24 protein-coding genes are annotated in these 22,852 nt (G+C 30.0%); 19 read left to right on the top strand and 5 right to left on the bottom strand.

Translation table 11 applies throughout. From position 1 onward, the window contains the following. Window positions 1-4: 4 nt before the first annotated feature. From ACIJYE_RS01965 to ACIJYE_RS01975, 3 genes are read left to right on the top strand one after another with little or no spacing between them, the layout of a single operon-like run. Window positions 5-1,063, top strand: coding sequence for an ABC transporter ATP-binding protein (locus tag ACIJYE_RS01965; RefSeq protein ID WP_435090841.1), 1,059 nt, complete (start codon window positions 5-7; stop codon window positions 1,061-1,063). A 16-nt stretch (window positions 1,064-1,079) separates the two neighbouring features. Then, a complete protein-coding gene (locus tag ACIJYE_RS01970) occupies window positions 1,080-1,778 on the top strand; it encodes an AzlC family ABC transporter permease (RefSeq protein WP_435090842.1) in 699 nt (232 codons plus the stop codon). After that, window positions 1,771-2,091, top strand: coding sequence for an AzlD domain-containing protein (locus ACIJYE_RS01975; RefSeq protein WP_435090843.1), 321 nt, complete (start codon window positions 1,771-1,773; stop codon window positions 2,089-2,091). The genes ACIJYE_RS01970 and ACIJYE_RS01975 overlap by 8 nt, the downstream gene beginning before the upstream one ends. Here ACIJYE_RS01975 and ACIJYE_RS01980 read toward each other — a convergent pair. Then, window positions 2,084-2,767 (bottom strand): MBL fold metallo-hydrolase, encoded by a 684-nt coding sequence (locus tag ACIJYE_RS01980; protein WP_435090845.1) that lies wholly within the window; start codon window positions 2,765-2,767, stop codon window positions 2,084-2,086. The two genes, ACIJYE_RS01975 and ACIJYE_RS01980, sit on opposite strands and share 8 nt — an antisense overlap. A 22-nt stretch (window positions 2,768-2,789) precedes the next feature. On the opposite strand from ACIJYE_RS01980, the gene ACIJYE_RS01985 reads away from it, so the two are divergent. The 5 genes from ACIJYE_RS01985 to ACIJYE_RS02005 are packed head-to-tail and all read left to right on the top strand — an operon-like array spanning window position 2,790 to window position 9,135. Further along, the gene (locus tag ACIJYE_RS01985) at window positions 2,790-3,227 is read left to right on the top strand and encodes a DUF4396 domain-containing protein (protein WP_435090846.1); all 438 of its coding nucleotides are present in this window, start codon (window positions 2,790-2,792) and stop codon (window positions 3,225-3,227) included. Between the two features lie 3 nt (window positions 3,228-3,230). Further along, complete coding sequence (putA, locus tag ACIJYE_RS01990; protein WP_435090847.1) at window positions 3,231-6,266, top strand: bifunctional proline dehydrogenase/L-glutamate gamma-semialdehyde dehydrogenase PutA; 3,036 nt, start codon at window positions 3,231-3,233, stop codon at window positions 6,264-6,266. Between the two features lie 20 nt (window positions 6,267-6,286). Further along, on the top strand, window positions 6,287-7,003 hold the full coding sequence (locus ACIJYE_RS01995) for a class I SAM-dependent methyltransferase (RefSeq protein WP_435090848.1): 717 nt from the start codon (window positions 6,287-6,289) through the stop codon (window positions 7,001-7,003). Next, window positions 6,996-8,459: a DUF294 nucleotidyltransferase-like domain-containing protein gene (locus tag ACIJYE_RS02000; protein WP_435090849.1), complete on the top strand. Its 1,464-nt coding sequence runs from the start codon at window positions 6,996-6,998 to the stop codon at window positions 8,457-8,459. The genes ACIJYE_RS01995 and ACIJYE_RS02000 overlap by 8 nt, the downstream gene beginning before the upstream one ends. Then, complete coding sequence (locus ACIJYE_RS02005) at window positions 8,443-9,135, top strand: 3'-5' exonuclease (protein WP_435090850.1); 693 nt, start codon at window positions 8,443-8,445, stop codon at window positions 9,133-9,135. The genes ACIJYE_RS02000 and ACIJYE_RS02005 overlap by 17 nt, the downstream gene beginning before the upstream one ends. On the opposite strand, the gene ACIJYE_RS02010 is transcribed toward ACIJYE_RS02005, so the two are convergent. After that, window positions 9,136-9,678 carry a cytochrome b gene (locus ACIJYE_RS02010; RefSeq protein WP_435090851.1) on the bottom strand — a complete coding sequence of 181 codons (543 nt, stop codon included), beginning with the start codon at window positions 9,676-9,678 and terminating at the stop codon, window positions 9,136-9,138. It abuts the gene before it with no gap. Here ACIJYE_RS02010 and ACIJYE_RS02015 point away from each other — a divergent pair. Then, entirely contained in the window at window positions 9,658-10,125 is a 468-nt protein-coding gene (locus ACIJYE_RS02015; protein WP_435090852.1) for a c-type cytochrome, read from the top strand. The two genes, ACIJYE_RS02010 and ACIJYE_RS02015, sit on opposite strands and share 21 nt — an antisense overlap. Before the next feature lie 26 nt (window positions 10,126-10,151). Further along, the gene (locus tag ACIJYE_RS02020; protein WP_435090853.1) at window positions 10,152-10,676 is read left to right on the top strand and encodes a hypothetical protein; all 525 of its coding nucleotides are present in this window, start codon (window positions 10,152-10,154) and stop codon (window positions 10,674-10,676) included. A gap of 278 nt (window positions 10,677-10,954) precedes the next feature. On the opposite strand, the gene ACIJYE_RS02025 is transcribed toward ACIJYE_RS02020, so the two are convergent. Next, on the bottom strand, window positions 10,955-11,812 hold the full coding sequence (locus tag ACIJYE_RS02025; protein WP_435090854.1) for an NAD(P)-dependent oxidoreductase: 858 nt from the start codon (window positions 11,810-11,812) through the stop codon (window positions 10,955-10,957). Window positions 11,813-11,865: 53 nt separating this feature from the next. On the opposite strand from ACIJYE_RS02025, the gene ACIJYE_RS02030 reads away from it, so the two are divergent. Beyond that, the gene (locus tag ACIJYE_RS02030; protein WP_435090855.1) at window positions 11,866-12,045 is read left to right on the top strand and encodes a hypothetical protein; all 180 of its coding nucleotides are present in this window, start codon (window positions 11,866-11,868) and stop codon (window positions 12,043-12,045) included. Window position 12,046: 1 nt separating this feature from the next. On the opposite strand, the gene ACIJYE_RS02035 is transcribed toward ACIJYE_RS02030, so the two are convergent. Next, window positions 12,047-12,934: a DMT family transporter gene (locus ACIJYE_RS02035; RefSeq protein ID WP_435090857.1), complete on the bottom strand. Its 888-nt coding sequence runs from the start codon at window positions 12,932-12,934 to the stop codon at window positions 12,047-12,049. Window positions 12,935-12,964: 30 nt separating this feature from the next. Beyond that, a complete protein-coding gene (locus ACIJYE_RS02040) occupies window positions 12,965-14,470 on the bottom strand; it encodes a UxaA family hydrolase (RefSeq protein ID WP_435090858.1) in 1,506 nt (501 codons plus the stop codon). 59 nt (window positions 14,471-14,529) lie between these two features. Between ACIJYE_RS02040 and ACIJYE_RS02045 the strand changes: the two genes are divergently transcribed. From ACIJYE_RS02045 to ACIJYE_RS02080, 8 genes are all read left to right on the top strand, one after another. Then, entirely contained in the window at window positions 14,530-16,305 is a 1,776-nt protein-coding gene (locus ACIJYE_RS02045; RefSeq protein WP_435090860.1) for an IlvD/Edd family dehydratase, read from the top strand. Between the two features lie 4 nt (window positions 16,306-16,309). Beyond that, window positions 16,310-17,278, top strand: coding sequence for a 2-hydroxyacid dehydrogenase (locus tag ACIJYE_RS02050; RefSeq protein WP_435090861.1), 969 nt, complete (start codon window positions 16,310-16,312; stop codon window positions 17,276-17,278). Window positions 17,279-17,405: 127 nt separating this feature from the next. Next, window positions 17,406-18,422, top strand: coding sequence for a TRAP transporter substrate-binding protein DctP (dctP, locus tag ACIJYE_RS02055; protein WP_435090862.1), 1,017 nt, complete (start codon window positions 17,406-17,408; stop codon window positions 18,420-18,422). Between the two features lie 66 nt (window positions 18,423-18,488). Then, window positions 18,489-19,058, top strand: coding sequence for a TRAP transporter small permease subunit (locus tag ACIJYE_RS02060; protein ID WP_435090863.1), 570 nt, complete (start codon window positions 18,489-18,491; stop codon window positions 19,056-19,058). Between the two features lies 1 nt (window position 19,059). Further along, entirely contained in the window at window positions 19,060-20,376 is a 1,317-nt protein-coding gene (locus ACIJYE_RS02065) for a TRAP transporter large permease (RefSeq protein ID WP_435090865.1), read from the top strand. Then, window positions 20,377-21,249, top strand: a complete 873-nt coding sequence (locus ACIJYE_RS02070; protein WP_435090866.1) for an NAD(P)-dependent oxidoreductase — start codon at window positions 20,377-20,379, stop codon at window positions 21,247-21,249. Further along, a complete protein-coding gene (locus ACIJYE_RS02075) occupies window positions 21,246-21,989 on the top strand; it encodes an SDR family oxidoreductase (protein WP_435090867.1) in 744 nt (247 codons plus the stop codon). The genes ACIJYE_RS02070 and ACIJYE_RS02075 overlap by 4 nt, the downstream gene beginning before the upstream one ends. 20 nt (window positions 21,990-22,009) lie before the next feature. Then, window positions 22,010-22,852, top strand: a complete 843-nt coding sequence (locus tag ACIJYE_RS02080) for a fumarylacetoacetate hydrolase family protein (protein ID WP_435090868.1) — start codon at window positions 22,010-22,012, stop codon at window positions 22,850-22,852.

Here is a 22,852-nt window from a genome sequence, read left to right on the forward strand (position 1 = left end):
TTATATGCCAAAAAATTTTTTAGAAATTGACAATGTTACATTTGCAGCAAGTGCTAAAAGCAAAGTTAACAATGTTTCTTTAACAATAGAAAATGAAGGTGATATTATTTGTCTTTTAGGTCCATCTGGTATTGGTAAAACAACAATCTTAAGAACAATAGCTGGATTAGAAAAAATTCAGTCTGGAACAATTTCATTAAAAAATAAAATTATTTCATCTAAAGATGTTCATATTGAACCAGAAAATAGAAATATCTCATTAGCATTTCAAGATAACTCACTGTTTCCTCATTACAATGTCCTTGAAAACATTCAATTTGGAGCTGAAAGAAATAAGAAAAAGAAAAAAAGTTTAACTATTGAAGAAGTTATAAAATTTCTTCATTTAGATCATGTCAAAGAAAAATTTCCTCACCAAATTAGCTCTGGTGAAGCACAGAGAGCAGCGCTAGCTAGAGCATTACTCTCTAAGCCAGATTTGCTTTTATTGGACGAGCCATTATCAAATGTAGACCAAAGTTTTAAAGAAGAGATTCAAGTTAAACTAAAACAAGTTTTGACTGACCTTAAGATTACAACAATAATAGTAACACATGATTCATATGAAGCTTTTTATCTTGGAAGCAAATGTGGAATAATTTTAGACAGTCAACTAAAACAATATGACGACCCTTATAATGTTTACCATTTTCCAAATTCTATAGAGGTTGTAAATTTTCTAAATAGAGGAATTTTAATTCCAGCAAAAGTTACTGGTGAAAATAGCTTAGAAAGTGATGATCTGGGAACCATTAATGGCAATTTTACAAAACGTTATCCAAAAGGTTCAGATGTTCAATTATTATTACAACCTGAAGATCTAGAACATGATGACCAGAGCAATTTAAAGCTAGAAGTTGTAGATAGAAAATTTAGAGGTACTAACTTTATATATACCTTAAAAACTAATAGTGATTTACTTATCCCTGTTTTTGTCCATTCACACCATATGCACCAACATGAAATTGATGAAAAATTTGGTATCAAGCGACCAATAAATATTGACCATATAGTTTGCTTCTAATACATAGCGTCTTTAAATGAGTAATAGATCTAAAATATTTTTCAAAGGCGTGGCAGATGTAAGCCCATTAATGATACCTGTTGTTCCTTTTGGAATAATATTTGGAGTTTTGGCTATAGATCTTGGTTTATCGCCCATAACAACAATCGCAATGTCGATTATAATTTTTGGTGGTGCCTCACAAATAATTTTTTTACAGCTTTTTTCTGCAGGAGCTTCCTCGTTAGTGATACTTAGCTCTGTAGGTGCTGTAAATTCAAGGCATTTACTATATGGGGCTGTTTTATCAGAACATATGTCAGATTTTAAAATGACTTGGAAAATAATAATTTCTTATTTTTTAGTTGATCAAGCGTTTGCAGTAACAAATTCTTATTTAAAAAAAAGTTCTGATAAAGACAAAGCTTTTCATTCATTTGGTGCAGGGGCTACTTGTTGGGTTATATGGCAAATAACAACAATAATTGGAATATTTTTAGGTTCAATAATACCAGAAAAACTTGGATTAAGTTTTGCAGTTCCCTTAACATTTTTAGCTTTAATAGTTGATGATTTAAGAAAATTAATAAATGTAATTGTAATTATTATTTCTGGTTTAATAGCAACAGTTGGGTATGAAATTATTCCTTTTAAAGCATATGTGATTGTAGCCGCAGTTAGTGGCTTAGTAGCAGCAATGATTTTAACAAAATTCAAAGGGTTAAATAATGGTTGAGTGGTCATTAATAATTTACTGTGGTTTAATTACTTTCTTTTCAAGATATTTAATGATTGCAATACTTAAAAAAGAAATGTTCACAGATAGAGTAAGAGAAGTTTTGTCCTTTGTTCCATCAGCAATATTTCCAGCAATTATTTTTCCAGCTATTTTCTTGGATATGACTGGAGATCTTTTAATTGAAAATAACCCAAAAATATTTGCAGCAATTGTTGCAATAGTAGTCGGTCTTGTTAGTAAAAATGTAATTGCTACAATATTTTCTGGATTGATTTCTTATTGGTTTTTAATTTTTGTTATATTCAATTAGCACCTAATTGAATATTTCTATTAACATTACTATCCATCATATCTGGTTTAGTCAGATTTAAGTTTGCCATAATTTCAATATATTCATCAACATTTTTAACCTGTAATCTAGGATTAAATTTTTTTTCATTTCCAATCGTACTTACTTTTTTACCATTATAATCATGACCAGGATAAAGAAGAGTATCTTCAGGCAATTTTAAAAGTTTATCAAAAATTGAATGATAGGAATCTTTTGAATTTCCATTTTGAAAATCAGTTCTTCCAGTCCCGTTAATCAAAAGCGCATCACCTGAAAATAAATAGTTTTCTAGTAAAAAACTATAACTTTCCGATGTATGCCCCGGTGTATAGATTGACTTAATTTTTAAATCATCAATTTTTATTATTTCGTTATCTTTAACTTTAATCTCAACAGCTTCAGAAGGTGTGTGCTCTCCCATAATAGTTGCACAGTTCGTTGCTTTTTTTAATTTAGATGCTCCTGTTACGTGGTCTGCATGAATATGAGTATCAATGACTTTTACAAGTTTAAGATCTAATGCTTCTAAAAGTTGAATATATTCATTAACATTTTCGATTACCGGATCTATAATTATAGCTTCGCGACCTTTTGCCGAAGCAATTAAATACGTATAAGTTGAAGTTTTAATGTCAAATACTTGTTTAAAGATCATAAAATATTAATATCAAATTATTATGAATACCTCCACATTTGATTGGTCATGTAATCACACTTGGAAATCAAGTGCTAAAAATACGATGTGGTGTGTGATTGGTTGTTCGATTGGAGATTTTGGAACTATCTTATTTTTTCAAATTACACAAATTCCATGGACAGTTGTAGCCATTATGATTCTAGCAATCATAAACGGTTTAATCACAAGTATAATCCTAGAGACTATAATATTAATGAGACAGAATTTTAATTTCAAAAGTGCATTTAAAACTGCATGTGGGATGAGTTTTATTTCAATGATTAGTATGGAAATTGCAATGAACTTAACTGATTATCTTTTAACAGGTGGGGCAATGTTAACATGGTGGATTGTGCCAATCATGTTAATTGTGGGTTTTTTAACTCCCTGGCCTTACAATTATTGGAGATTAAAAAAGTTTGGAATAGCCTGTCACTAAGCAATGAAAAATATATTCGATAATAAATATTTAAATCAAAAAAAATTAGTCAAAGATCATTTTTACTATCTAGTGTCTAATTTTTCAGAACTTAATCAAAAACAAATAGATTATTTGTCAATTAATATTGTTAAAAATGCTCAAAACTACAAAGCTGGAAGCCCATTTAGTAAATTAATTCATGAGTTCTCACTTACAAGCAACGAAGGTATTGTGCTGATGTGTTTAGCAGAAGCTCTTTTAAGAATACCAGATGTAACAACAATTAATGATTTAATAGAAGACAAAATTCCAATAGGAAATTGGAAAAAATATATCAAAAATGATAAAGATTTATTTGTAAATATCTCCTCAATAGCTTTTTTATTAACAGGTAAAATTGTTGAAGAAAAAGTTGAAGAAAATAAAAATATATTAGGTAAAGTTGTTAAAAATCTTTCAGGCCCAATTTTAAGAAATGCAATCAAGCAAGCAATTAATATTCTTGCTAAACAATTTGTTTTTGAAAGAGATATCAAAAAAGCAATTAATTTTAGTAATGAAAAAAAACATGACAAATATACTTTTTCATTTGATATGTTGGGTGAAGCAGCAGTTACTTATGAGGATTCTGATCGATATTATAGTCAATATGAAGAAGCAATAATTAAAACTGGCAAAGGAAAGAACCCTCATAAAAAAAGTATTTCGATTAAACTATCATCTCTACATCCAAGATATGAGCGAAACAAATTAGATCTATTAAAAAAAGAACTTTTTCCAAAGGCTTATAAACTTACTGAACTTGGAAGAGAAAATAATGTTGATATTTGTTTTGATGCAGAAGAAGCTGATAGATTAAATTTATCGTTATTCATATTTAAGGAAATAATTGAAAGTAAATTGATTGATGAAAAATATCAAGGTTTTGGATTTGCGGTTCAAGCTTACCAAAAGAGAGCTTTTTTTGTATTAGATTGGCTTAAAAAATATTTAAATGAAGTTAATAAAAAGATTAATATCAGATTGGTTAAGGGAGCTTACTGGGATACAGAAATAAAAGTTGCTCAAGAACAAGGTTTTATTGATTACCCAGTGTTTACTAAAAAATTTGCAACCGACATATCATATCTTGCTTGTGCTCATAAGCTCTATGAAAATGATAATGTTTTTTCACAATTTGCGACCCACAACGCTCATAGTATTTCATATATTAAAACTCTTTTTAAAGATCGGGATTTTGAATTTCAAAAATTACATGGAATGGGTGATGAAATTTATTCATATTTTGAAAAAGATGAAAATTTTAAATGTAGAGTATATGCGCCAGTTGGTGGCTACAAAGATTTACTACCTTATTTAGTAAGAAGATTGCTAGAAAATGGTGCTAACACTTCATTTATTCATCAACTAAAAACAAAAGATTTTGATGTCTCAAAGTTAATTCAATCCCCACTTGCTAAAATTGAAAAACTTGATGAGGACAAAATTAAAAAACCAATAGATATTTATGGAGATCGAAAAAATTCGAAAGGCTTAGATTTAAGTGAGGAAGATGTGGTTGAAAGTTTTCAATTTAATGGAAAATTTAAAGATATTAAAGCTTACTCATTAATTAATGGTAAGGATATTAAATCAGATAAAGAGATAGATATAAAATCTCCTCATAGCTCTTCAGTTTTAGGCAAAAAGTATTTTGCTGATGAGAAGATATCTGAAATAGCAATTGAAAGCTTAAAAGAATACTCTTTAAAATGGAAAAAATTTCCAATTGAAAAAAAAGCTGAGATTTTTTTAAAATTTGCAAATTTAATTGAAGATAATACAAATGACATTATTGAAATATGTGCAAAAGAGTCTGGTAAAAGTATTAAAAACTCAATTGCAGAAATTAGAGAAGCAATTGATTTTTGCAGATACTATTCAAAAGAAGCTTTAAATTTATTTCAAACTCAAACATTAAAAGGACCAACTGGAGAACTTAATCAATACAGAATGGTAGGAAAAGGCCTTTCGTTTGTGGTAAGCCCTTGGAATTTTCCAGTAGCAATTTTTATAGGTCAAACTGTTGCTGCACTTATTACTGGCAATGTAGTAATTACCAAACCCGCTGAACAATCATCATTTGCAGCATATTATATCATAAAACTTTTATTAAAAGCTGGTTTGCCCAGTAACGCAATTGCATTGTTATTAGGTGATGGAGCATTAATTGGAAAAAAAGTTATTAATGATAAAAAACTTAAGAATGTCATCTTCACTGGTTCCTTAGAAACAGCAAAAATTATTCAATCTAATCTTCAGCAAAAAGAAAATATTCCAACTTTCATTGCAGAAACAGGAGGTCTTAATTGCATGATTGTAGATACTTCAGCTTTAACAGAGCATGTTGTAAAAGATGTAGTTAATTCAGGTTTTGATAGTGCAGGGCAAAGATGTTCAGCTTGTAGAATATTATGTGTTGAAGAAAATATCTATGAACATACCAAGCATACTTTAATTGGAGCAATGAAAACACAAAAAGTTGGTAATCCAGAAGAATTGTCAACAGATATTGGGCCAGTAATTGATACTGAGGCATTTGATAATATTAATAATCATATAAAAAAATTTGATAAAGTTTTCCAAACAGAGATAAATTTAAATCAAGGTAATTTTATTCCACCAACATTAATTGAAATTGAAAAACTATCAGATTTAAAAAATGAAGTATTTGGTCCAGTAGTCCACATGCTAAAGTATAAAGCTTCAAATTTAGATCAATTAATCGAAGATATTAATGATCTTGGATTTGGATTAACACTTGGTATACACAGTAGAATAGACAAAACCATTGATAGGGTGGTAGAAAAAGCTGAAATTGGCAATATTTATATAAATAGAAACATGATTGGTGCAGTAGTAGGAGTTCAACCTTTTGGAGGATATGAAAAATCAGGCACAGGTCCAAAAGCTGGAGGACCTGAGTATTTAAAACGGTTATGCCATGAACAAAGTATTTCTAACAATACTGCTTCAATGGGTGGAAATGCATCACTATTATCAGAAGTAGAGGATTAGATTTCTATAAAAAAAACAAAATGGTATCGTTAAAAAATTGGGATAATAAAACTTGGTTGTCCTCAAAAGATTATATTAAATCTTTCAGTAAATTCTTAATTAAAAACAGCAATCTTAATTCTAAATCTGAAATTTTAGATATTGGGTGTGGAAGGGGCAAAATTTCTGGAAACTTATATAATGAATTAAAGTTAACATCTAAACCTACAGGTATCGATATCGTAGACCACAAAGACAAAGATAAAAGAATTAAATTTAAAAAATCAAACGGTTTAAATTTTTTAGACAAAAATAAAAAGTTTTTTGATTTAATCTTAATAAAACAAACAATTCACTTGTTGAAAATTAGAGAAATCAAAAAACTAATTAAACTTTGTAAAAAATATCTAAAACCAAATGGTGTTATTATGGTGTTAACTTTAGATCCATATAAAAATGAAATCCCTACATTCAAATTAATGAACAGTAAACTTAAAAAATCTTTGAATAGGGACAAAAAGATAATTGCACTACTAAAGAAAAACAACAAAATTAGTAAGACAAAAAGATTTATTTATAAAGTTAAAATTTTAAAGTCAAAATACCTTCAAATGATTAACGATAGATATATTTCAATATTATTAGAATTTGATCTAAATCAAATCAAAAAGGGAGTGAATGAAATTAATTCAAACTTTAAAAAAAAAATTATATTTAACGATAAGTTGCAATGTATAATTATATTTAGAAATGTCTAAAAGATCTAACAGTGTAGATTTGTTTACTAATAAAGTCATGAATTATATGACTGATGACTTTATCCTGGTTGAAAAAAATGAACTGGTTAAAATAACTATTGAGAAACTCAGAGAAGAAAAAAAATCAACTGTCATAATTCAAGAAAATGAAAAAATGATCGGAATAATAACTGAAAAAGATATTCTTAAAAGGGTCGCTTTTAGCGCTGATGAGAAAACAAAAGTTGATCAAGTTATGACACATCCAGTTAAATTTGTTTATGAGGACGATTTGTTATTTCATGCGGTAGGCAAAATGAGAAAATTAAATTTAAATCATCTTCCTGTTTTAGATATGAGTTTAAAAATACAGGGAATGATTGATATGAATACAGCTTTGCAAGCTGAATTAGGAGATGTGGTCAATCAAATTGACAACATGACTTACGATGAGCAAGACGTTTCAGGTTTAATTAAAATTAAACAACAACAAGTCGTTTTAGCTAATAACATGTTAGTTAGAAATGCTTATCCAGGTGATATTTCATATTTATTAAGTTTTTTAAATAATGTCATCTACCGTAGGGCAATTCGATTGGCAGAAAAAAGAGTTGGGGAAAAAAATATAATAGAAAAAATTCCAGAATATTCGGTCATTGTTATGGGCTCAGGGGGGAGAATGGAAAGTTTTCTGCATCCTGACCAGGATAATGGAATAATCTATGAAAGTAACAATGAAGACCCAAAAAAATTAGATTTATATTTTAATGAGCTTGCTAAGGATTTTACAAAAACTTTGGATGACTGCGGTATTCCTTTTTGTAAAGGAGACTTAATGGCAAGTAATCCATTGTGGAGAAAAAGTGTACCAGAATGGAAAAATCAAATTACTCAATTTTTAGATAATCACACCCCTCAAGATATGAGAAATATTGATATGCTTTACGATTTTAGATCTATTTATGGTAAAAAAAAACTAGCTGAAAATTTAAAGATTTATTTAAACAAAAAACTGCATGAAAAAAAATTATTAAAGTTTTTGTATTTTAGTGAAGAACAAAGTGACGCTGCAATTGGTTTTTTTGGTCAATTTATTTTAGAAAAAAATGATAAGGAAAATTTAGGATTATTAAACCTAAAGCACACAGGAACACTTCCGTTGGTAGAAAGTATTAGATTATATTCAATCAAACATAAGGTTACAAAAATTTCAACATTTGAGCGATTAAATGAACTCAATAAATTAAAGGTTTTAACTGTTGATGAAGTAGATTTTTTCAAAAATGCTCATCGTTTTATGTCAAATATTTTACTTAAAAATCAAGTTGAAAGAACAAAACAAGGTTTAACAATTAAAAATTTTATTGATCCAAAAACTTTACTTGAAAGAGAAAAAAAAGTTTTAAAAATTTATCTTAAACAAATTAGAAAATTAAAACAAAGGGTAAGAGTAGATATTGGTGAAGAGTATTTTTAATAAGATTAAATATTATTTTGAAAAACAAAAGTTGTTTAATCGAGTAACACTTGAGCAATCTAATTTTGCAATTTTAGATACCGAAACAACAGGATTGAGAGTGTCTAAGGGAGATAAAGTTATATCTGTTGCTTCTATTAAAATTAGTGAATTTAAGATCAGAGAAGATGTGATTTTAGATGAATTAGTGAATCCTCAAATAAAAATTCCAGAACAATCAACTATGATACACAACATTAAGGATGAAGATGTTAAAGACAAACCAACATTAATTGAAATAGAAGATAAAATACTAAAGTTTATTAAAAAGAGTGTTTTAGTTGGTCATAATATTGATTTTGATATTAAATTTTTAAAAAACAATGCTAAAAATACTAATCTTGCCAATCGAATGAAGGTTATTCAGCCAATTGATACAATTCATCTTACTGCAGGACTTTTCCCAGATTTAAAGAATTATGAACTAACAAGTTTATGTGAACACTTTAATATAAAAGCTGATGATCAAGTTAGACATTCTGCCCTAGGTGATTGCTGGTTAACAGCTAGATTGTTTTTGTTTCTTTTAAACAAAGCAAAAGATTTAGGAATAACAAATATTACAGGATTGATAAAACTATGTGACCGAGGGTTGAACTTGCATCACATTATAAAGAATGCAAAAAATATTCATTAGCTAAAGAATTTTTTTTAATAAATTGTCATTAAAAAATAATTTATGGATAATCACAGCCATTAAATGAATAATGATAAGAGCTATCAGTAAATAGTTTGAAAAAATATGAATATCATAAAATAATTCTCCTAATTCAAAATTATCTTGAATTTTAATTTTTTTAAAAATGATTGTGAGTGCTTCTCCATTGAATAATTTCTTAAAAATTCCTGATATTGTGATTGATAGAATTGTCACATACAGAAGTACATGATTTAGCTTTGCTAGAAATTTTTGACCTTTAAAAATACTTGGTTCTAATTTTGGTGTTGGGTTAAAGATTTTATAAATTAACCTTAAAATTACCAAGTAAAATATAGATAAACCAATTATCACGTGAATATTTTCAATGCTCAATCTCTCTGGTCCAAAATCTAAATCTACCAAATAAAATCCAATAGGAATTTGAATAAAAAGCAATGCAGCACTTGCCCAATGTAAAAATTTTGAAATTAAACCATACTCTGTTAGAGTATTTTTAACATGCATTCCCCAATTAAACATATCGCAAACAATATTGGTACCTGTTTGTTTATAATTATTTTAGTATTATTAGCTTCTAATGCAAATTCTGAACAATCTGCTGAAGATACTATCAAAGCAAGAAAGGCTTTATTTAGTAAGAATTATAAGACTGCAAAAAGAGTTCAATCCTTATCTGCTAATGGAGAATTTGATGAAGCTAAAGAATTGATGATTGAAATGAGTAAAAATTATGAGGTATTGTTGGGATTATTTCCTGAAAATTCTAAAGAGGGTTTTAAAACCGGTGCTTTACCAACTATTTGGCAGGATAAAGAAAATTTCAATACACTAATGAAAAAATCATCTGTTGATATGATTAAACTAACCTCTTTAATTGAAACTACAGACGACATTAAGGGAACTGTTGGAAAATTAATGTGGGGTAATTGTAAAGCTTGTCATAGCAAATATAGAAAAGAACATTAACAGTTTTACTTAGATATAATTTGAATATGATTCCACCAAAAGTACAAGAACATTTAGAGGAATATATTAGCCAAGAAGTTTATGTTCAGGTATCTATAATTAAAGGTAAAGAAAAAGTTTCAACAAAGTTAGCAATAAAAAAATATTTTACCAGTAACCACTTTAGAGATCTTTCTGAGGGAAAACCTTACAATCACTTTATAGATGGTCTTAGGGACAAATGTCTTGGAAAATTAAAAAATTCACCAATGAGAGATAAGCAAACAAATGACGAAACTATAAAAGTTTTACAAAAGAAATTAAATGATTTAACTGATGAGGAAATGAACAATACCTTTTGGGAAATTGAAACAGGTGAATTTTTTTCAAATGAGCAAATTAAAGAGTTAGAAAAAGACAGAAGTGATTTGATATCAAAATTAGATTTAGATAAAAAAGAAAATGAAGTCTTCGAAACTGTTATAGATTTTTGTAAAAATTACGAAGAGCTATGTAAAAAAAAATACCCAGAAGCACCACTTCCACTAGAAATCTTAAAATCTGTAAATTAAATTTTAAGGGTTCGCTCTTTAAGATGATTACCTAAAGAGCTCCCTTATATAGCCTCTTTGGCATTTAAATCCGATTGGATTTTATTTTTCTTGTTTATGGATTTATTGTTCAGTTATGTATCAGGTGGTGTAAGATTTAGCATAATGACCTCCTTATTAATAAAGGTAATTATTAATAAAAAAATATCAATTGATTTATTTACAATTAATGAAAATATACTTCTTGAATACAACCTGCTGCTTTAGTAAAATCTCGATAATTTAATTTTAGTCTTTGATTAATTTTTATTTATCAATTCACTTATAAAATTTTCTCCATAACCATCATCAACAGCTTTTTGGAAATAATTTTTATTTACCTTTGCTACTTTTTCAGCCTCAGGAAAATCTTTCAATAGATCTTGTATATAAGTTAAATCCTTAACAGAATTGGTTGCTGTAAATTTAAAACCTGTAAAATCACCCTTAAGTAAATTATCAAAAACTCTCACTAGCGCCGTTGAATTGCCCGATCCTAGTTTAGCAACATCAAAAACTTTTTTTAAATCCAAGTCTAATTTTATAGCTGTTTTTGCCAAATGGTTGACTAAAGCTGCATTTCCTAACGATAAAAAATTGTTTAAAAGCTTAGATTTTGCACCCATACCAACTGGGCCAAAGTAAAAATAATCTTTACAAAAGATCTTTAAATATGGTTCAGCTAATTTAAAATTACTTTCTGATGCACCCACAATACCTCCCAAGACACCTTCTTCTGCTTGAACTGGACCACCCATTACTGGGCATTCAATATAATTAATATTATTAGACTTAAATATTTTTTCTGTTTCAATTGAGCCAGTTTTGTTGTGAGTAGTGATGTCTATTATAATAGTTTTTGCATTTAGTATTTTTGAAAGCTTTTCAGATATAGATTTAGCGATTGGTGTGTTGGTAACACACATAAACAAACAATCTAAATTCTTATTTGAAAATTCCTCAATAGATTTTATTTCTTTAGCACCCTCACTAACAATTTTCTCGATAGGCTTTCTATTTTTGTTTGCCACCACAAAAAGATTGTGGCCATGTTTTACAATATTCTTAGCTATACCGTAACCCATATAACCCACACCAATAAATCCAATATTGTTCATAATAATAATTAATTGAAGTTTACATAATAGAATAATATGTATAAAGTTTAAAGATGAATTATGTAAACGGACTTATAAAACTTTTAGTTAGTTTAGTTATTTCTACAATAATCATTTATTCTATAAATATTATAGCTGGCTTTGCTGGAGCAGACTATTCATTTACCAACGGTGAAGCTTTTATAATATGGATATTAATGGCAATTTTAGTCAATAACTGTTTAAAAAAATAAATTAATTTTTTATTTTAACTTTTTTTTTGGAACCTTCAGTTTTGATAAATAATATTCCAAAGACGATAATTCCAATTACTCCATAAATTTTATTAACATCAATTGGCACACCAAATATCATAAAGTTTATTATTGTAGACCATACTAATTGTGAATATTGAAAATTAGTTACAAAAGATAAATTAGATAATTGAATCGCGTAAATTAGCATAAAGTGACTAATGAAACCTGATACACCTAATAAAACTAAAAGTAGCCAATAACTATTTTTTTCAATAGGAGCCCAGTTTAAAGAGACGTAAATTGAAAAAACGATAGCTCCTGTAATAGCTGTATAAAAAATTGATGCAAATGGATCATTGTTTCCTGAAATTAACTTTGTAAAAAATTGATAAAGAGCCCAACATAATGGAGGTACTAGTGGAAAAATTAATTCTGGGCTTAAAACCTTCATGCTTGGACCAAGAGAATATATAATTGATCCAAAACTCATTACCATTAACAACAAACCTTTTAGGCTTAAAATATCTTTCAAAAAAATGGCTGATAACATTGCAACGATTAATGGTGCAGAAAAAAACACTACATAAATATCAACTAAATCAAATCTTTGTAATGAATTGAACATAAAAAAAGTTGCTGTAATCATTAATACAGACCTTAAAATTTGAATTTTAAAATTTTTTTTTAAGTTAATTTTTGGCCTAAAAATTAAAAAATAAATTCCTAAAGCTATAAAATGAAAAAAAAATCTACCCCATACAGCTTGTGTAATTGGCATCACTCCTCCTAAAAATTTAGCTAAAGAGTCCATGCACACAAACATAAAAAAACCTGTTGCGGACAATAGAATTATCTTTACTAGGGGTGGTTTATTAGTTTCAGTCATGTGATAGTTGAGTAAATATTTTAAAAATATTTACATTACAACACCAACTTGCCATGGGTTAAATTCTTCGTCACCATAGCCATTAATTTCACTTTTTGATTTATTACCTGAGGCTGTATTTACAACTAATTCAAATATTTTTTGTCCTACTTCTTCCACTTTTTCTTTTCCTTCAGCAATAGTTCCACAATTGATATCCATATCTTCAGTCATTTTTTCATACATTGTAGTGTTAGTTGAAAGTTTTAAACTTGGAACTGGCTTGCATCCAAAACAAGAGCCTCGACCAGTTGTAAAGCAAATCACATTTGCACCTGATGCAACTTGGCCTGTAACAGATACAGGATCATAACCTGGTGAGTCCATAAAATTAAATCCTTTATTCTTTAGAGGTTCTGCATAATTTAATACATCTTGAAGTATAGAATTTCCTCCTTTAGCAACTGCACCTAAAGATTTTTCTAATATAGTAGTTAAGCCTCCTTTTTTATTTCCTGGAGCAGGATTGTTATCCATTGAACTATTATTAATTGAAGTATAATGCCTCCACCATTCAATTCTTTTTATTAATTTATCAGCTGTCTCTTTAGAGTTTGCTCTATTAATTAATAAATGTTCTGCACCATATATTTCTGGTGTTTCTGATAATATTGAGCTTCCACCTTTTTTAACTATTAGATCTGCCGCAACACCTAAAGCAGGATTTGCTGTAATTCCAGAATAACCATCAGACCCACCACACTGTAAAGCTAATGTTAAATGACTTACAGGTTGTGATGTTCTTTCAATATCGTTAGCTTCGTTAAGTAAATTTTTTATTTGTGAAAATACCTTTTCAACAATTTTTTTAGTTCCTCCCTCATCTTGAATAGTTAAAAAATGTATTCGATTATGTTTTTTTAAAGATTCATCAAATAAGCTTACTTGCGCACACTCACATCCCAAACCTATTACAAAAACATGAGAAAAGTTTGGATGATTTTTAAATCCATCAATTGTTCTTTGAAAAATTTGCATTCCTTCACTAACTGTATTCATTCCACACCCAGTAGAATGTGTTATAGGAACTATGCCATCAATATTTGGATATTCTTTTAAGATATTAGAATATTTAATTTTTTCTACAATCATCTTTGTTACTGTTGCAGAACAATTAACTGTACTAACAATTCCTATATAATTTCTTGTGGCCACATCACCATTATCTCTTAGAATACCGTTAAAAAAGGTGTCAGCTTTTTCACTAATAATATTTTTTTTGTTCGAAATTTTAAAATCTCTTTTAAACTCTCTGAATTCTAAATTATGTGAATGAACATGCTCACCTGGTTTAATGTCATTTAATGCAAAACCGATTATTTGATCATATTTTATAATAGGATCACCTTTATTTATTGATTTAAGACAAACCTTATGACCAAAAGGTATTGGGTCTATTGTGCTTATATCATGACCTTTTATTTTAGTTTTTTCAGGTATAATAAACTGACTTACTCCTACATTATCATTCTGATTTAAAACTATTAGATTATTCACAAATTTATTATATAAATAATGCTTTAAACAAGCCATAATAATTTTATTACATTGTTTCTATGAAAAAAAAGAATTTAAGAAGTCAGCAGTGGTTTGATAACCCAAAAGACCCAGAACAAACTGCAATTTATTTAGAGAGATATCTAAATTATGGGTTAACAAGAAAAGAACTTCAGTCTGGTAATCCAATAATTGGTATAGCTCAATCAGGAAGTGACCTGACACCATGTAACAGACATTTTCAATCCTTAAGCAAAAGAATAAAAGATGGAATTAGAAGAGCAGGTGGTATTCCAATGGAGTTTCCAACACATCCAATTCAAGAAACTGGAAAAAGACCAACAGCAATGCTAGATAGAAATTTATCTTATCTTTCGCTTGTAGAGGTACTTTATGGCTATCCTATTGATGGAGTTATTTTAACAACAGGTTGTGACAAGACAACACCAGCAGCTTTGATGGCAGCTGCAACAGTTAACATCCCTGCAATAGTTTTATCTGGAGGACCGATGTTGGATGGAGTTTACAAAGGTAAATTAGCAGGATCAGGAACTGTAATTTGGGAAGCAAGAAGATTGCTATCTAAAGGTAAAATTAATTATGACGAATTTATGGACATGGTTTCAGCTTCTGCCCCAAGCATAGGTCACTGTAATACAATGGGAACAGCTTCCTCAATGAATTCTGTTGCTGAGGCATTAGGAATGTCATTAACAGGGTGTGCAGTAATACCAGCGCCTTATAGAGAAAGAGAGCAAATTTCTTTTGAAACTGGAAAAAGAATTGTTGGAATGGTTCATGAAGATTTAAAACCATCAAAAATTATGACACGTAAAGCATTTGAAAATGCAGTGGTAGTTGCAAGTGCAATAGGAGCATCAAGTAATTGTACAACTCATTTAATAGCAATAGCTAAACATATGGGAATAAAATTTGATTTATCTAACTGGCAAAAGTTAGGTCATGCAATCCCACTACTTGCTAACTGTCAGCCAGCTGGTGAATACTTAATGGAAAGCTTTTATAGAGCGGGAGGAATACCTGCGATAATGAAAGAATTAATGAAACATAAAAAAATTCACACCAACATAATGACTGTATCGGGAAAAAATGTAGGTCAAAATTTAAAAAGAAAAATTGAAGCAGATAGAAGTGTAATTAAAACTTTTGAAGAAGCTCTTACTGAAAAAGCGGGTTTTTTAGTTATGAAAAGTAATTTCTTCTCGACTGCTGTAATGAAAACATCGGTAATTAGTGAAGAATTTAGAGAAAGATTTTTATCAGATCCAAAAAAACCTAATGTGTTTACAGGAAAGGCAGTAGTATTTGAAGGACCTGAAGATTATCATAAGAGAATTAATAGTAAAAAATTAAATATAGATGAAAAATCAATTTTAATAATTAGAGGCTGTGGACCTGTTGGCTATCCTGGTGCAGCTGAAGTAGTAAATATGCAGCCACCTGATAGACTTTTAAAACAAGGAATAAATGCGTTACCAACACTAGGTGATGGTAGACAAAGTGGGACTTCTGAAAGTCCATCAATTCTTCATGTTTCACCAGAATCTGCTGTAGGTGGCGATTTAGCTATAGTTAAAACTGGAGATAAAATGACTATAGATTTAAATAAGAGAAGAGTAGATTTATTAATTTCTCAAGCAGAATTTAAAAAAAGAAGAAAGAAAAAGAAACTTCTTAAAATTGACAATCAGACTCCATGGCAAGAAATTTTTAGAAACACAGTAGGACAACTTGAAGATGGTGCTTGCATTAAATCTAGATCCCTATATTTAGATGTGGCGACTAAAAAAGGTATACCAAGAAACTCACATTAATTTTATGAAAGCAAAAATCTTAGTTACAAGAAAATTATCAGATGCAGCTGAAGAAAAATTAAGAAAAGATTTTGATGTAACCCTAAACCCTAATGATGAGCCAATTCCAAATGACAAGCTTATTAAAATGGCCAATGAATACGATGGATTTATATCAACAGGTTTTGATAAAATTGGAGAAGAATTTTTTAAAGATTTAAATGGAAAGTTAAAAATTATAGCTCAAGTAGGAGTGGGTTATGATAATATTTCTGTTAAATCAGCTGAAAGTAAAAAGATTAAAGTAACCAATACACCAAATGTATTAAATGAAGCTGTTGCTGAAACAACTATTTTATTAATCCTTGCTGCTTCTAGAAGAATTGGTGAAGCTTATAATTTAGTAAGATCTGGAACATGGAAAGATCAAAAACCTGATTTAACTAAATTTATGATAGGAAATTCAGTTACTGGAAAAACACTTGGTATAATTGGTATGGGTCGAATTGGCAGAATGGCTGCAAAATGTGCCAAGGCATTTGGTATGAAAATTATTTACTATAATAGAAATAAACTTTCTTCTGATTTAGAGGATGGAGCAAAATATTTTTCAGATATAGAGTCTATGATGCCCGAATGTGATTTTGTAAGTATTCACACACCAGCAACTGCTGAAACAAAACATATTTTGAATAAATCATCGATTAGTTTGTTGCCCAAACATGCTGTAGTGATTAATACTTCAAGAGGCTCAACCATTGATGATGATGCATTGATAGAAGCTCTTCAAAATAATAAAATTTATGCTGCTGGCTTAGATGTTTTTAACAATGAGCCTAACTTAGATGAAAGATACATGAAGTTAGATAATTGTTTTGTCTTACCACATGTTGGAAGTGCAACTCATGAAACTCGTTTAGCAATGAGCATGATGGCAGTAGATAATATTTTTTGTTTTTTTGAAAACAAGCCACTTATATCTGAAGTAGTCTAATACAACTAAAAGTTGTTATTTAATTAATATATATAATTTCTATACACATATTATCCCCGTTTTATTTGTAATTTAAAATCAAATATGATTTAGTCACATAATTAAAAACATAACCGAGAGGAAGATAATGTTAAAATTAATAACAAAAACTATAGCTGCGGTAGCTGTTGTTTCAGTTGCTTTATTTGGTTCTGCAAATGCAAAAACTTTAAAGATTGAAACTCACTTTACTGCTAATTCACCAAATGGTGAAGTTGCAGCTCAATTCGCTAAAAACGTAGAAATGTTTTCTGGTGGAAGCTTAAAAGTAGAAATGTTTTACTCATCATCAGTTTCAGGAAAATCTGCTGAAGTATTTAACTCTGCACAAACTGGAATTATTGACTGTGATATGACAGGTGCTGGTTACCAAACTGGTAAAAATGCTGCGTTCCAATTTGCAGGTGATGTAATGGGTGGATACGATAACCCTTATCAACAATATGATTTCTTAAAGTACCCTGGTGCTCAAGATGCTGTTGATGCATTATACAATAAATATGGAATGACACTTATTGGTTGGTGGATACCTGGACATGAGTCACTTATTTCAAGTGTTCCAATTCCAGATGTTGCATCTATTAAAGACTTTAAATTTAGATCACCTCCAGGAATGGAAAGTATGATCTTTGCTGAGTTAGGCGCTAAACCAATCGTAATGGATTTTGGTGAAGTTCCAACTGCTTTACAAACTGGTCTAATTGATGGTGCTGACTATTCTAGTTTAGCAACTAACACTGCAGGTGGACACTATGAGCAAAATAAATATGCTACATATCCTGGTTTCCACTCTATGCCAGCTGACCACTTAGCTTGTAATTCTAAAGTTTGGAAAAAGTTAAAAGCGCATGAAAGAGGTGCTATGAAAGCCGGAATAGAAATTGCTGGTAGAACTATCACTAGCTTAGTTGAAAGAAAAAATGCTGAAGCTGTTAAACAATTAGCAGGTATGGGCGTTACTCTTCATGACTGGGCTCCATCAGAGAGAGCTAAGTTCAGAGCTTCTGCACTAAAAGCGTGGGAAACTTGGAAGACAAAATCTCCTGAGGCTGCTCAACTTATAGAAATGCACAAAGCTTACATGAAAGCTAACGGTATCCTATAATTATAGTATACAGAAAAATCTTGAAGGGCCTGAAAAGGCCCTTCTTTTTCAAAATTTTAAAAAATTATGCTTGATAAGTCTTTACAAGAACAAACTGAAAAAGTTGCAAGCAAAGATGATTTCCCAATCAATTGGGTAGACAGAATTACTTTATTTATAAGTCATACAATTAAATATTTAATCCCAGTTATCGTAGTTGTGATGATGTACGAAATTTTTATGAGATATATTATGGAAAAACCAACCATGTGGGTAAATGAATTATGTTTATGGTTAGCAGGAGTTATTTATTTAGTTGGCGGAATATACGCAACAAGACTTAGAAGCCATATAAGAATTGTGATGTTATATGATTATGTAGAAAGACCAACTCAAAGAATTTTTGATTTAATAAGCACATTAGTAATAGTTATATTTGCTGCAGCTGTAATATATGGTGGTTGGGAAGACGCACATAGATCATTTACAACATGGGAAAGATTTGCAACTTTTTGGGATCCTCCAATACCTGCTACTATGAAGCCACTTACACTTATTTGTGTGTTTCTTATTGCAGTTCAATCAGTAAATAACTTAATAGTAGATTGGAAAAATCCAAAAGAAAAACAATACGACCCATCTAAAGATTTGAAATAATATGGAAATAGGAGCACTTTCATTAATAGTTATATTTGGTTTACTTGCACTAATCTCTATAGGTGTTCCACTTGGCTTTGCCTCTGGTTTTATGGCTGCTGTAGTAGTGTTTGCAAATATTGGTGAGCACGCGCTTGGAATTTTACTATCAAGATATTATTCACTCGTAGTAACTTATTCATTTTTATCTGTTCCTTTGTTTATATTTATGGCTTCATTACTTGAACGCTCGAACATAGCGCGAGACTTATATGATGCTTTAAATGCTTGGCTTAGAAAAACTAGAGGTGGAGTTGGTGTTGTAACAGCAATAATGGCAACGATCATGGCTGCAATGAGTGGAATTATTGGAGGAGAAATAGTTTTACTTGGATTGATAGCCTTACCTCAAATGTTGAGATTAAAATATGATCAAGATATGTCCATTGGTATTATTTGTGCATCTGGATCTTTAGGAACAATGATTCCACCATCAATTGTTTTGATTATTTATGGATTAACAACTCAAACTTCTATTACAATGCTATTTCAAGAAGCAATAGTTCCTGGATTAATGATTTCTGGTTTAATTATTACTTACATTCTTGTTAGAACAAGACTTCAGCCTCAACTTGCACCGATAAGTGATGAGCCAGCTTTAACTTTTAAAGAAAAGATGTCATACCTTCCAGGACTATTGCCTCCAATTGCTATAGTGGTAATTGTTTTGGGTTCGATTTATTCTGGTATCACTGGAATTACTGAAGCAGCAGGTATGGGTGTTGTTGCTACATTGATCATAATTTTCTTTAGAAAAGAATTAACATGGTTTTTATTTAGAGATGCCTTAGTTAGAACTTTTAAAGCATCTGGAACAATTTTAACAATTACATTTGGTGCAACAACTCTAGCTGGCGCTTATTCTTTAGCAGGTGGTCCAACATATGTTGCTGAGTTGATTTTAGGTTATGATCTAAAGCCAATGTATTTAATCTTTATGATGCAAATAATGTTCTTAATATTAGGTGCGTTTATGGATTGGGTTGGAATTGTTTTATTAGCAATGCCAGTATTTTTACCAATAGTTTTAGCTCTTGGCTTTGACCCTATTTGGTTTGGAATTCTATTTTGTGTGAATATGCAGGTTTCTTTTTTAAGTCCACCATTTGGTCCAGCAGCTTTTTATTTAAAATCTGTAACTCCACCACATATATCTTTAACAGATATTTTTAGAGGATTTGGTCCATTCATTTTAATTCAATTAATTGTTTTAGCTTGTGTAATGTTCTTTCCAGAATTTACTACGCAAAATTTCCACGAATTTATTCCAAAAAAATAAATGAATAAAAAAATAGGTTTTATTGGTATAGGCTTGATGGGTCTGCCAATGGCAAAAAATATATTAAAAGCAGGCTATAATTTAAAAGCATTTAATAGATCACAAAGTAAAGCTGAGCCATTAAAAGAATTTGGTGCAGAAATTTCACCAACAATTAATGATGTTGTAAATGAAAGTGATGTCTTAATTACAATGCTAACAGATGATACAGCAATTGATGATGTTATGAATAGCTCTAATTTTTTAGATAATTTAAAGTCAGGCGCCACAGTGATTGATATGAGCTCAGTTAAACCAACTACTGCAACAAAGTATTATAATAATTTAAAATTAAAAAATATAAATTATTTAGATGCACCTGTATCAGGAGGAACTATTGGAGCAGAAGAAGCTTCATTAGCAATAATGGTGGGTGGTGAACAAAAAGTTTTTGATGAAGTGATTGATATATTTAAAACAATGGGAAACCCAACTTTAGTTGGACCATCAGGTAGCGGACAAGTTTCTAAGCTAGCAAATCAAGTTATTGTTGGATTAACTATTGGAGCAGTTGCTGAAGCCATAACATTATGTGAAAAAGCAGGAGCAAATCCAGATAAAATGATTAAAGCTTTGTCAGGGGGATGGGCGGATAGCAAAATTCTTCAAACACATGGGAAAAGAATGATTGATAAAGATTTTACTCCAAAAGGTAGAACCTCTGTTCATTTAAAAGATATGAATAATATTTTAGAGTGCGCAAATAGCTATAACACACATTTACCTATTTCAAATTTAGTTAAAGAAATGTATAAAACTCTTGTTGAAAACGGACACGGTGAGACAGACCATAGTTCTATTTATAAAGAAATTGAAAGGATAAATAAAAAATGAGTGGAAGACTAGAAGGTAAAAAAATCATAGTAACAGCAGCAGGCCAAGGAATTGGTAAAGCGACTGCAATTGCTTTTCATAATGAGGGTGCAAGTGTTACAGCAACAGATTTAAATGACAAAACCTTAGCTGATTTAAACAAAGAATTTCCTAAAATTAATGTCCACACTCTAGACTCAACAGACAACAAAGCAATTTTAGAATTTGTTAAAACTTTTGAAAAAGTTGATGTTTTATTTAATGCCGTAGGTTTTGTTCATCATGGAAGTATTTTAGAATGTGAAGATAAGGATTGGAGCTTTTCTTTTGAGGTAAATGTAAAATCCATGTACCAAATGTGTAAAGCTATTTTACCTTTAATGGTTAAACAAAATAGTGGAAGCATAATCAATGTTTCATCATGCGCTTCAAGTTTAAAAGGATTTCCTAATAGATTTGTATACGGAACTACAAAAGGAGCAGTAATTGGTTTAACTAAATCAATAGCAGCTGATTTTGTAAAACAAAATATTAGATGTAATTCCATTGCACCAGGAACAGTATTTTCACCTTCATGGCAAGACAGAGTTAATCAAAGTCCAGATCCAGTTCAGGCTAAGAAAGATTTCATAGCCAGACAACCTATGGGTAGATTAGGAACTGCAGAGGAAATTGCTGCAGTAGCAGTGTATTTAGCAGGTGATGATGCAACATTTACAACAGGAACAACAATCTCTGTTGATGGTGGAATTTCAATTTAATTAATTTAAAAAGGAGAATTATGAAATTATTAAGAGTAGGACAAAAAGGAAATGAAAAACCTGCAGCATTAGATAAAGAGGGTAAAATCAGAGATATTAGTTCACATGTTAAAGATTTAAACCCTGATCATGTTAACTTTGACACTATTTCAAAACTGCAAAGTGTAGATTTAAATTCACTGCCAGAACTATCTTCAAGTGAAAGAGTGGGTTCTTGCATAACAAAACCAGGTAAATTCGTAGCTATAGGCTTAAATTATTCTGACCATGCTGCTGAAACTGGCGCAGAAGTTCCATCAGAACCAATAATGTTTATGAAAGCAACTAGCTGTATAACTGGCCCTAATGATGATGTTGAAATTGTTTCAGGATCAAAAAAACTAGATTGGGAAGTTGAACTTGGAATTATAATTGGTAAAGAAGCCAAACATATTTCAGAAGACAAAGCTCAAGATCATATTTTGGGATATTGTTTAGTTAACGATGTTAGTGAAAGAGAATGGCAAATTGAAAAAATGGGTCAGTGGGTTAAAGGAAAATCTCATGATACTTATGGGCCTATAGGACCATACCTTGTTACAAAGGATGAGGTGTCAGATATTAATAATCTTAAAATGAGTTTAGATGTTAATGGGAACAGAATGCAAACTGGTAACACAAGCACAATGATATTTAATGTGAATATAATAGTTTCTTATGTAAGCAAGTTTATGTCTTTACAACCAGGCGATATAATTACTACTGGAACACCTCCTGGCGTTGGTATGGGGATGAAGCCACAACAGTTTTTAAAAGCTGGTGATACAATGAAATTATCAATAGATAACTTAGGTGAGCAAAACTCGAAAGTGGTTGCTTTATAA

Source organism: Candidatus Pelagibacter bacterium nBUS_30 (genome assembly GCF_051201245.1).
GTDB lineage: Bacteria > Pseudomonadota > Alphaproteobacteria > Pelagibacterales > Pelagibacteraceae > Pelagibacter.

Excerpts from the sequence above, each read along its gene's own strand:
- ACIJYE_RS01965 (WP_435090841.1), top strand. The coding sequence starts at position 5 with ATGCCAAAAAATTTTTTAGAAATTGACAATGTTACATTTGCAGCAAGT.
- ACIJYE_RS01970 (WP_435090842.1), top strand. The coding sequence starts at position 1,080 with ATGAGTAATAGATCTAAAATATTTTTCAAAGGCGTGGCAGATGTAAGC.
- ACIJYE_RS01975 (WP_435090843.1), top strand. The coding sequence starts at position 1,771 with ATGGTTGAGTGGTCATTAATAATTTACTGTGGTTTAATTACTTTCTTT.
- ACIJYE_RS01980 (WP_435090845.1), bottom strand. The coding sequence starts at position 2,767 with ATGATCTTTAAACAAGTATTTGACATTAAAACTTCAACTTATACGTAT.
- ACIJYE_RS01985 (WP_435090846.1), top strand. The coding sequence starts at position 2,790 with ATGAATACCTCCACATTTGATTGGTCATGTAATCACACTTGGAAATCA.
- putA (WP_435090847.1), top strand. The coding sequence starts at position 3,231 with ATGAAAAATATATTCGATAATAAATATTTAAATCAAAAAAAATTAGTC.
- ACIJYE_RS01995 (WP_435090848.1), top strand. The coding sequence starts at position 6,287 with ATGGTATCGTTAAAAAATTGGGATAATAAAACTTGGTTGTCCTCAAAA.
- ACIJYE_RS02000 (WP_435090849.1), top strand. The coding sequence starts at position 6,996 with ATGTCTAAAAGATCTAACAGTGTAGATTTGTTTACTAATAAAGTCATG.
- ACIJYE_RS02015 (WP_435090852.1), top strand. The coding sequence starts at position 9,658 with ATGCATTCCCCAATTAAACATATCGCAAACAATATTGGTACCTGTTTG.
- ACIJYE_RS02010 (WP_435090851.1), bottom strand. The coding sequence starts at position 9,678 with ATGTTTAATTGGGGAATGCATGTTAAAAATACTCTAACAGAGTATGGT.
- ACIJYE_RS02020 (WP_435090853.1), top strand. The coding sequence starts at position 10,152 with ATGATTCCACCAAAAGTACAAGAACATTTAGAGGAATATATTAGCCAA.
- ACIJYE_RS02025 (WP_435090854.1), bottom strand. The coding sequence starts at position 11,812 with ATGAACAATATTGGATTTATTGGTGTGGGTTATATGGGTTACGGTATA.
- ACIJYE_RS02030 (WP_435090855.1), top strand. The coding sequence starts at position 11,866 with ATGAATTATGTAAACGGACTTATAAAACTTTTAGTTAGTTTAGTTATT.
- ACIJYE_RS02035 (WP_435090857.1), bottom strand. The coding sequence starts at position 12,934 with ATGACTGAAACTAATAAACCACCCCTAGTAAAGATAATTCTATTGTCC.
- ACIJYE_RS02045 (WP_435090860.1), top strand. The coding sequence starts at position 14,530 with ATGAAAAAAAAGAATTTAAGAAGTCAGCAGTGGTTTGATAACCCAAAA.
- ACIJYE_RS02050 (WP_435090861.1), top strand. The coding sequence starts at position 16,310 with ATGAAAGCAAAAATCTTAGTTACAAGAAAATTATCAGATGCAGCTGAA.
- dctP (WP_435090862.1), top strand. The coding sequence starts at position 17,406 with ATGTTAAAATTAATAACAAAAACTATAGCTGCGGTAGCTGTTGTTTCA.
- ACIJYE_RS02060 (WP_435090863.1), top strand. The coding sequence starts at position 18,489 with ATGCTTGATAAGTCTTTACAAGAACAAACTGAAAAAGTTGCAAGCAAA.
- ACIJYE_RS02065 (WP_435090865.1), top strand. The coding sequence starts at position 19,060 with ATGGAAATAGGAGCACTTTCATTAATAGTTATATTTGGTTTACTTGCA.
- ACIJYE_RS02070 (WP_435090866.1), top strand. The coding sequence starts at position 20,377 with ATGAATAAAAAAATAGGTTTTATTGGTATAGGCTTGATGGGTCTGCCA.
- ACIJYE_RS02075 (WP_435090867.1), top strand. The coding sequence starts at position 21,246 with ATGAGTGGAAGACTAGAAGGTAAAAAAATCATAGTAACAGCAGCAGGC.
- ACIJYE_RS02080 (WP_435090868.1), top strand. The coding sequence starts at position 22,010 with ATGAAATTATTAAGAGTAGGACAAAAAGGAAATGAAAAACCTGCAGCA.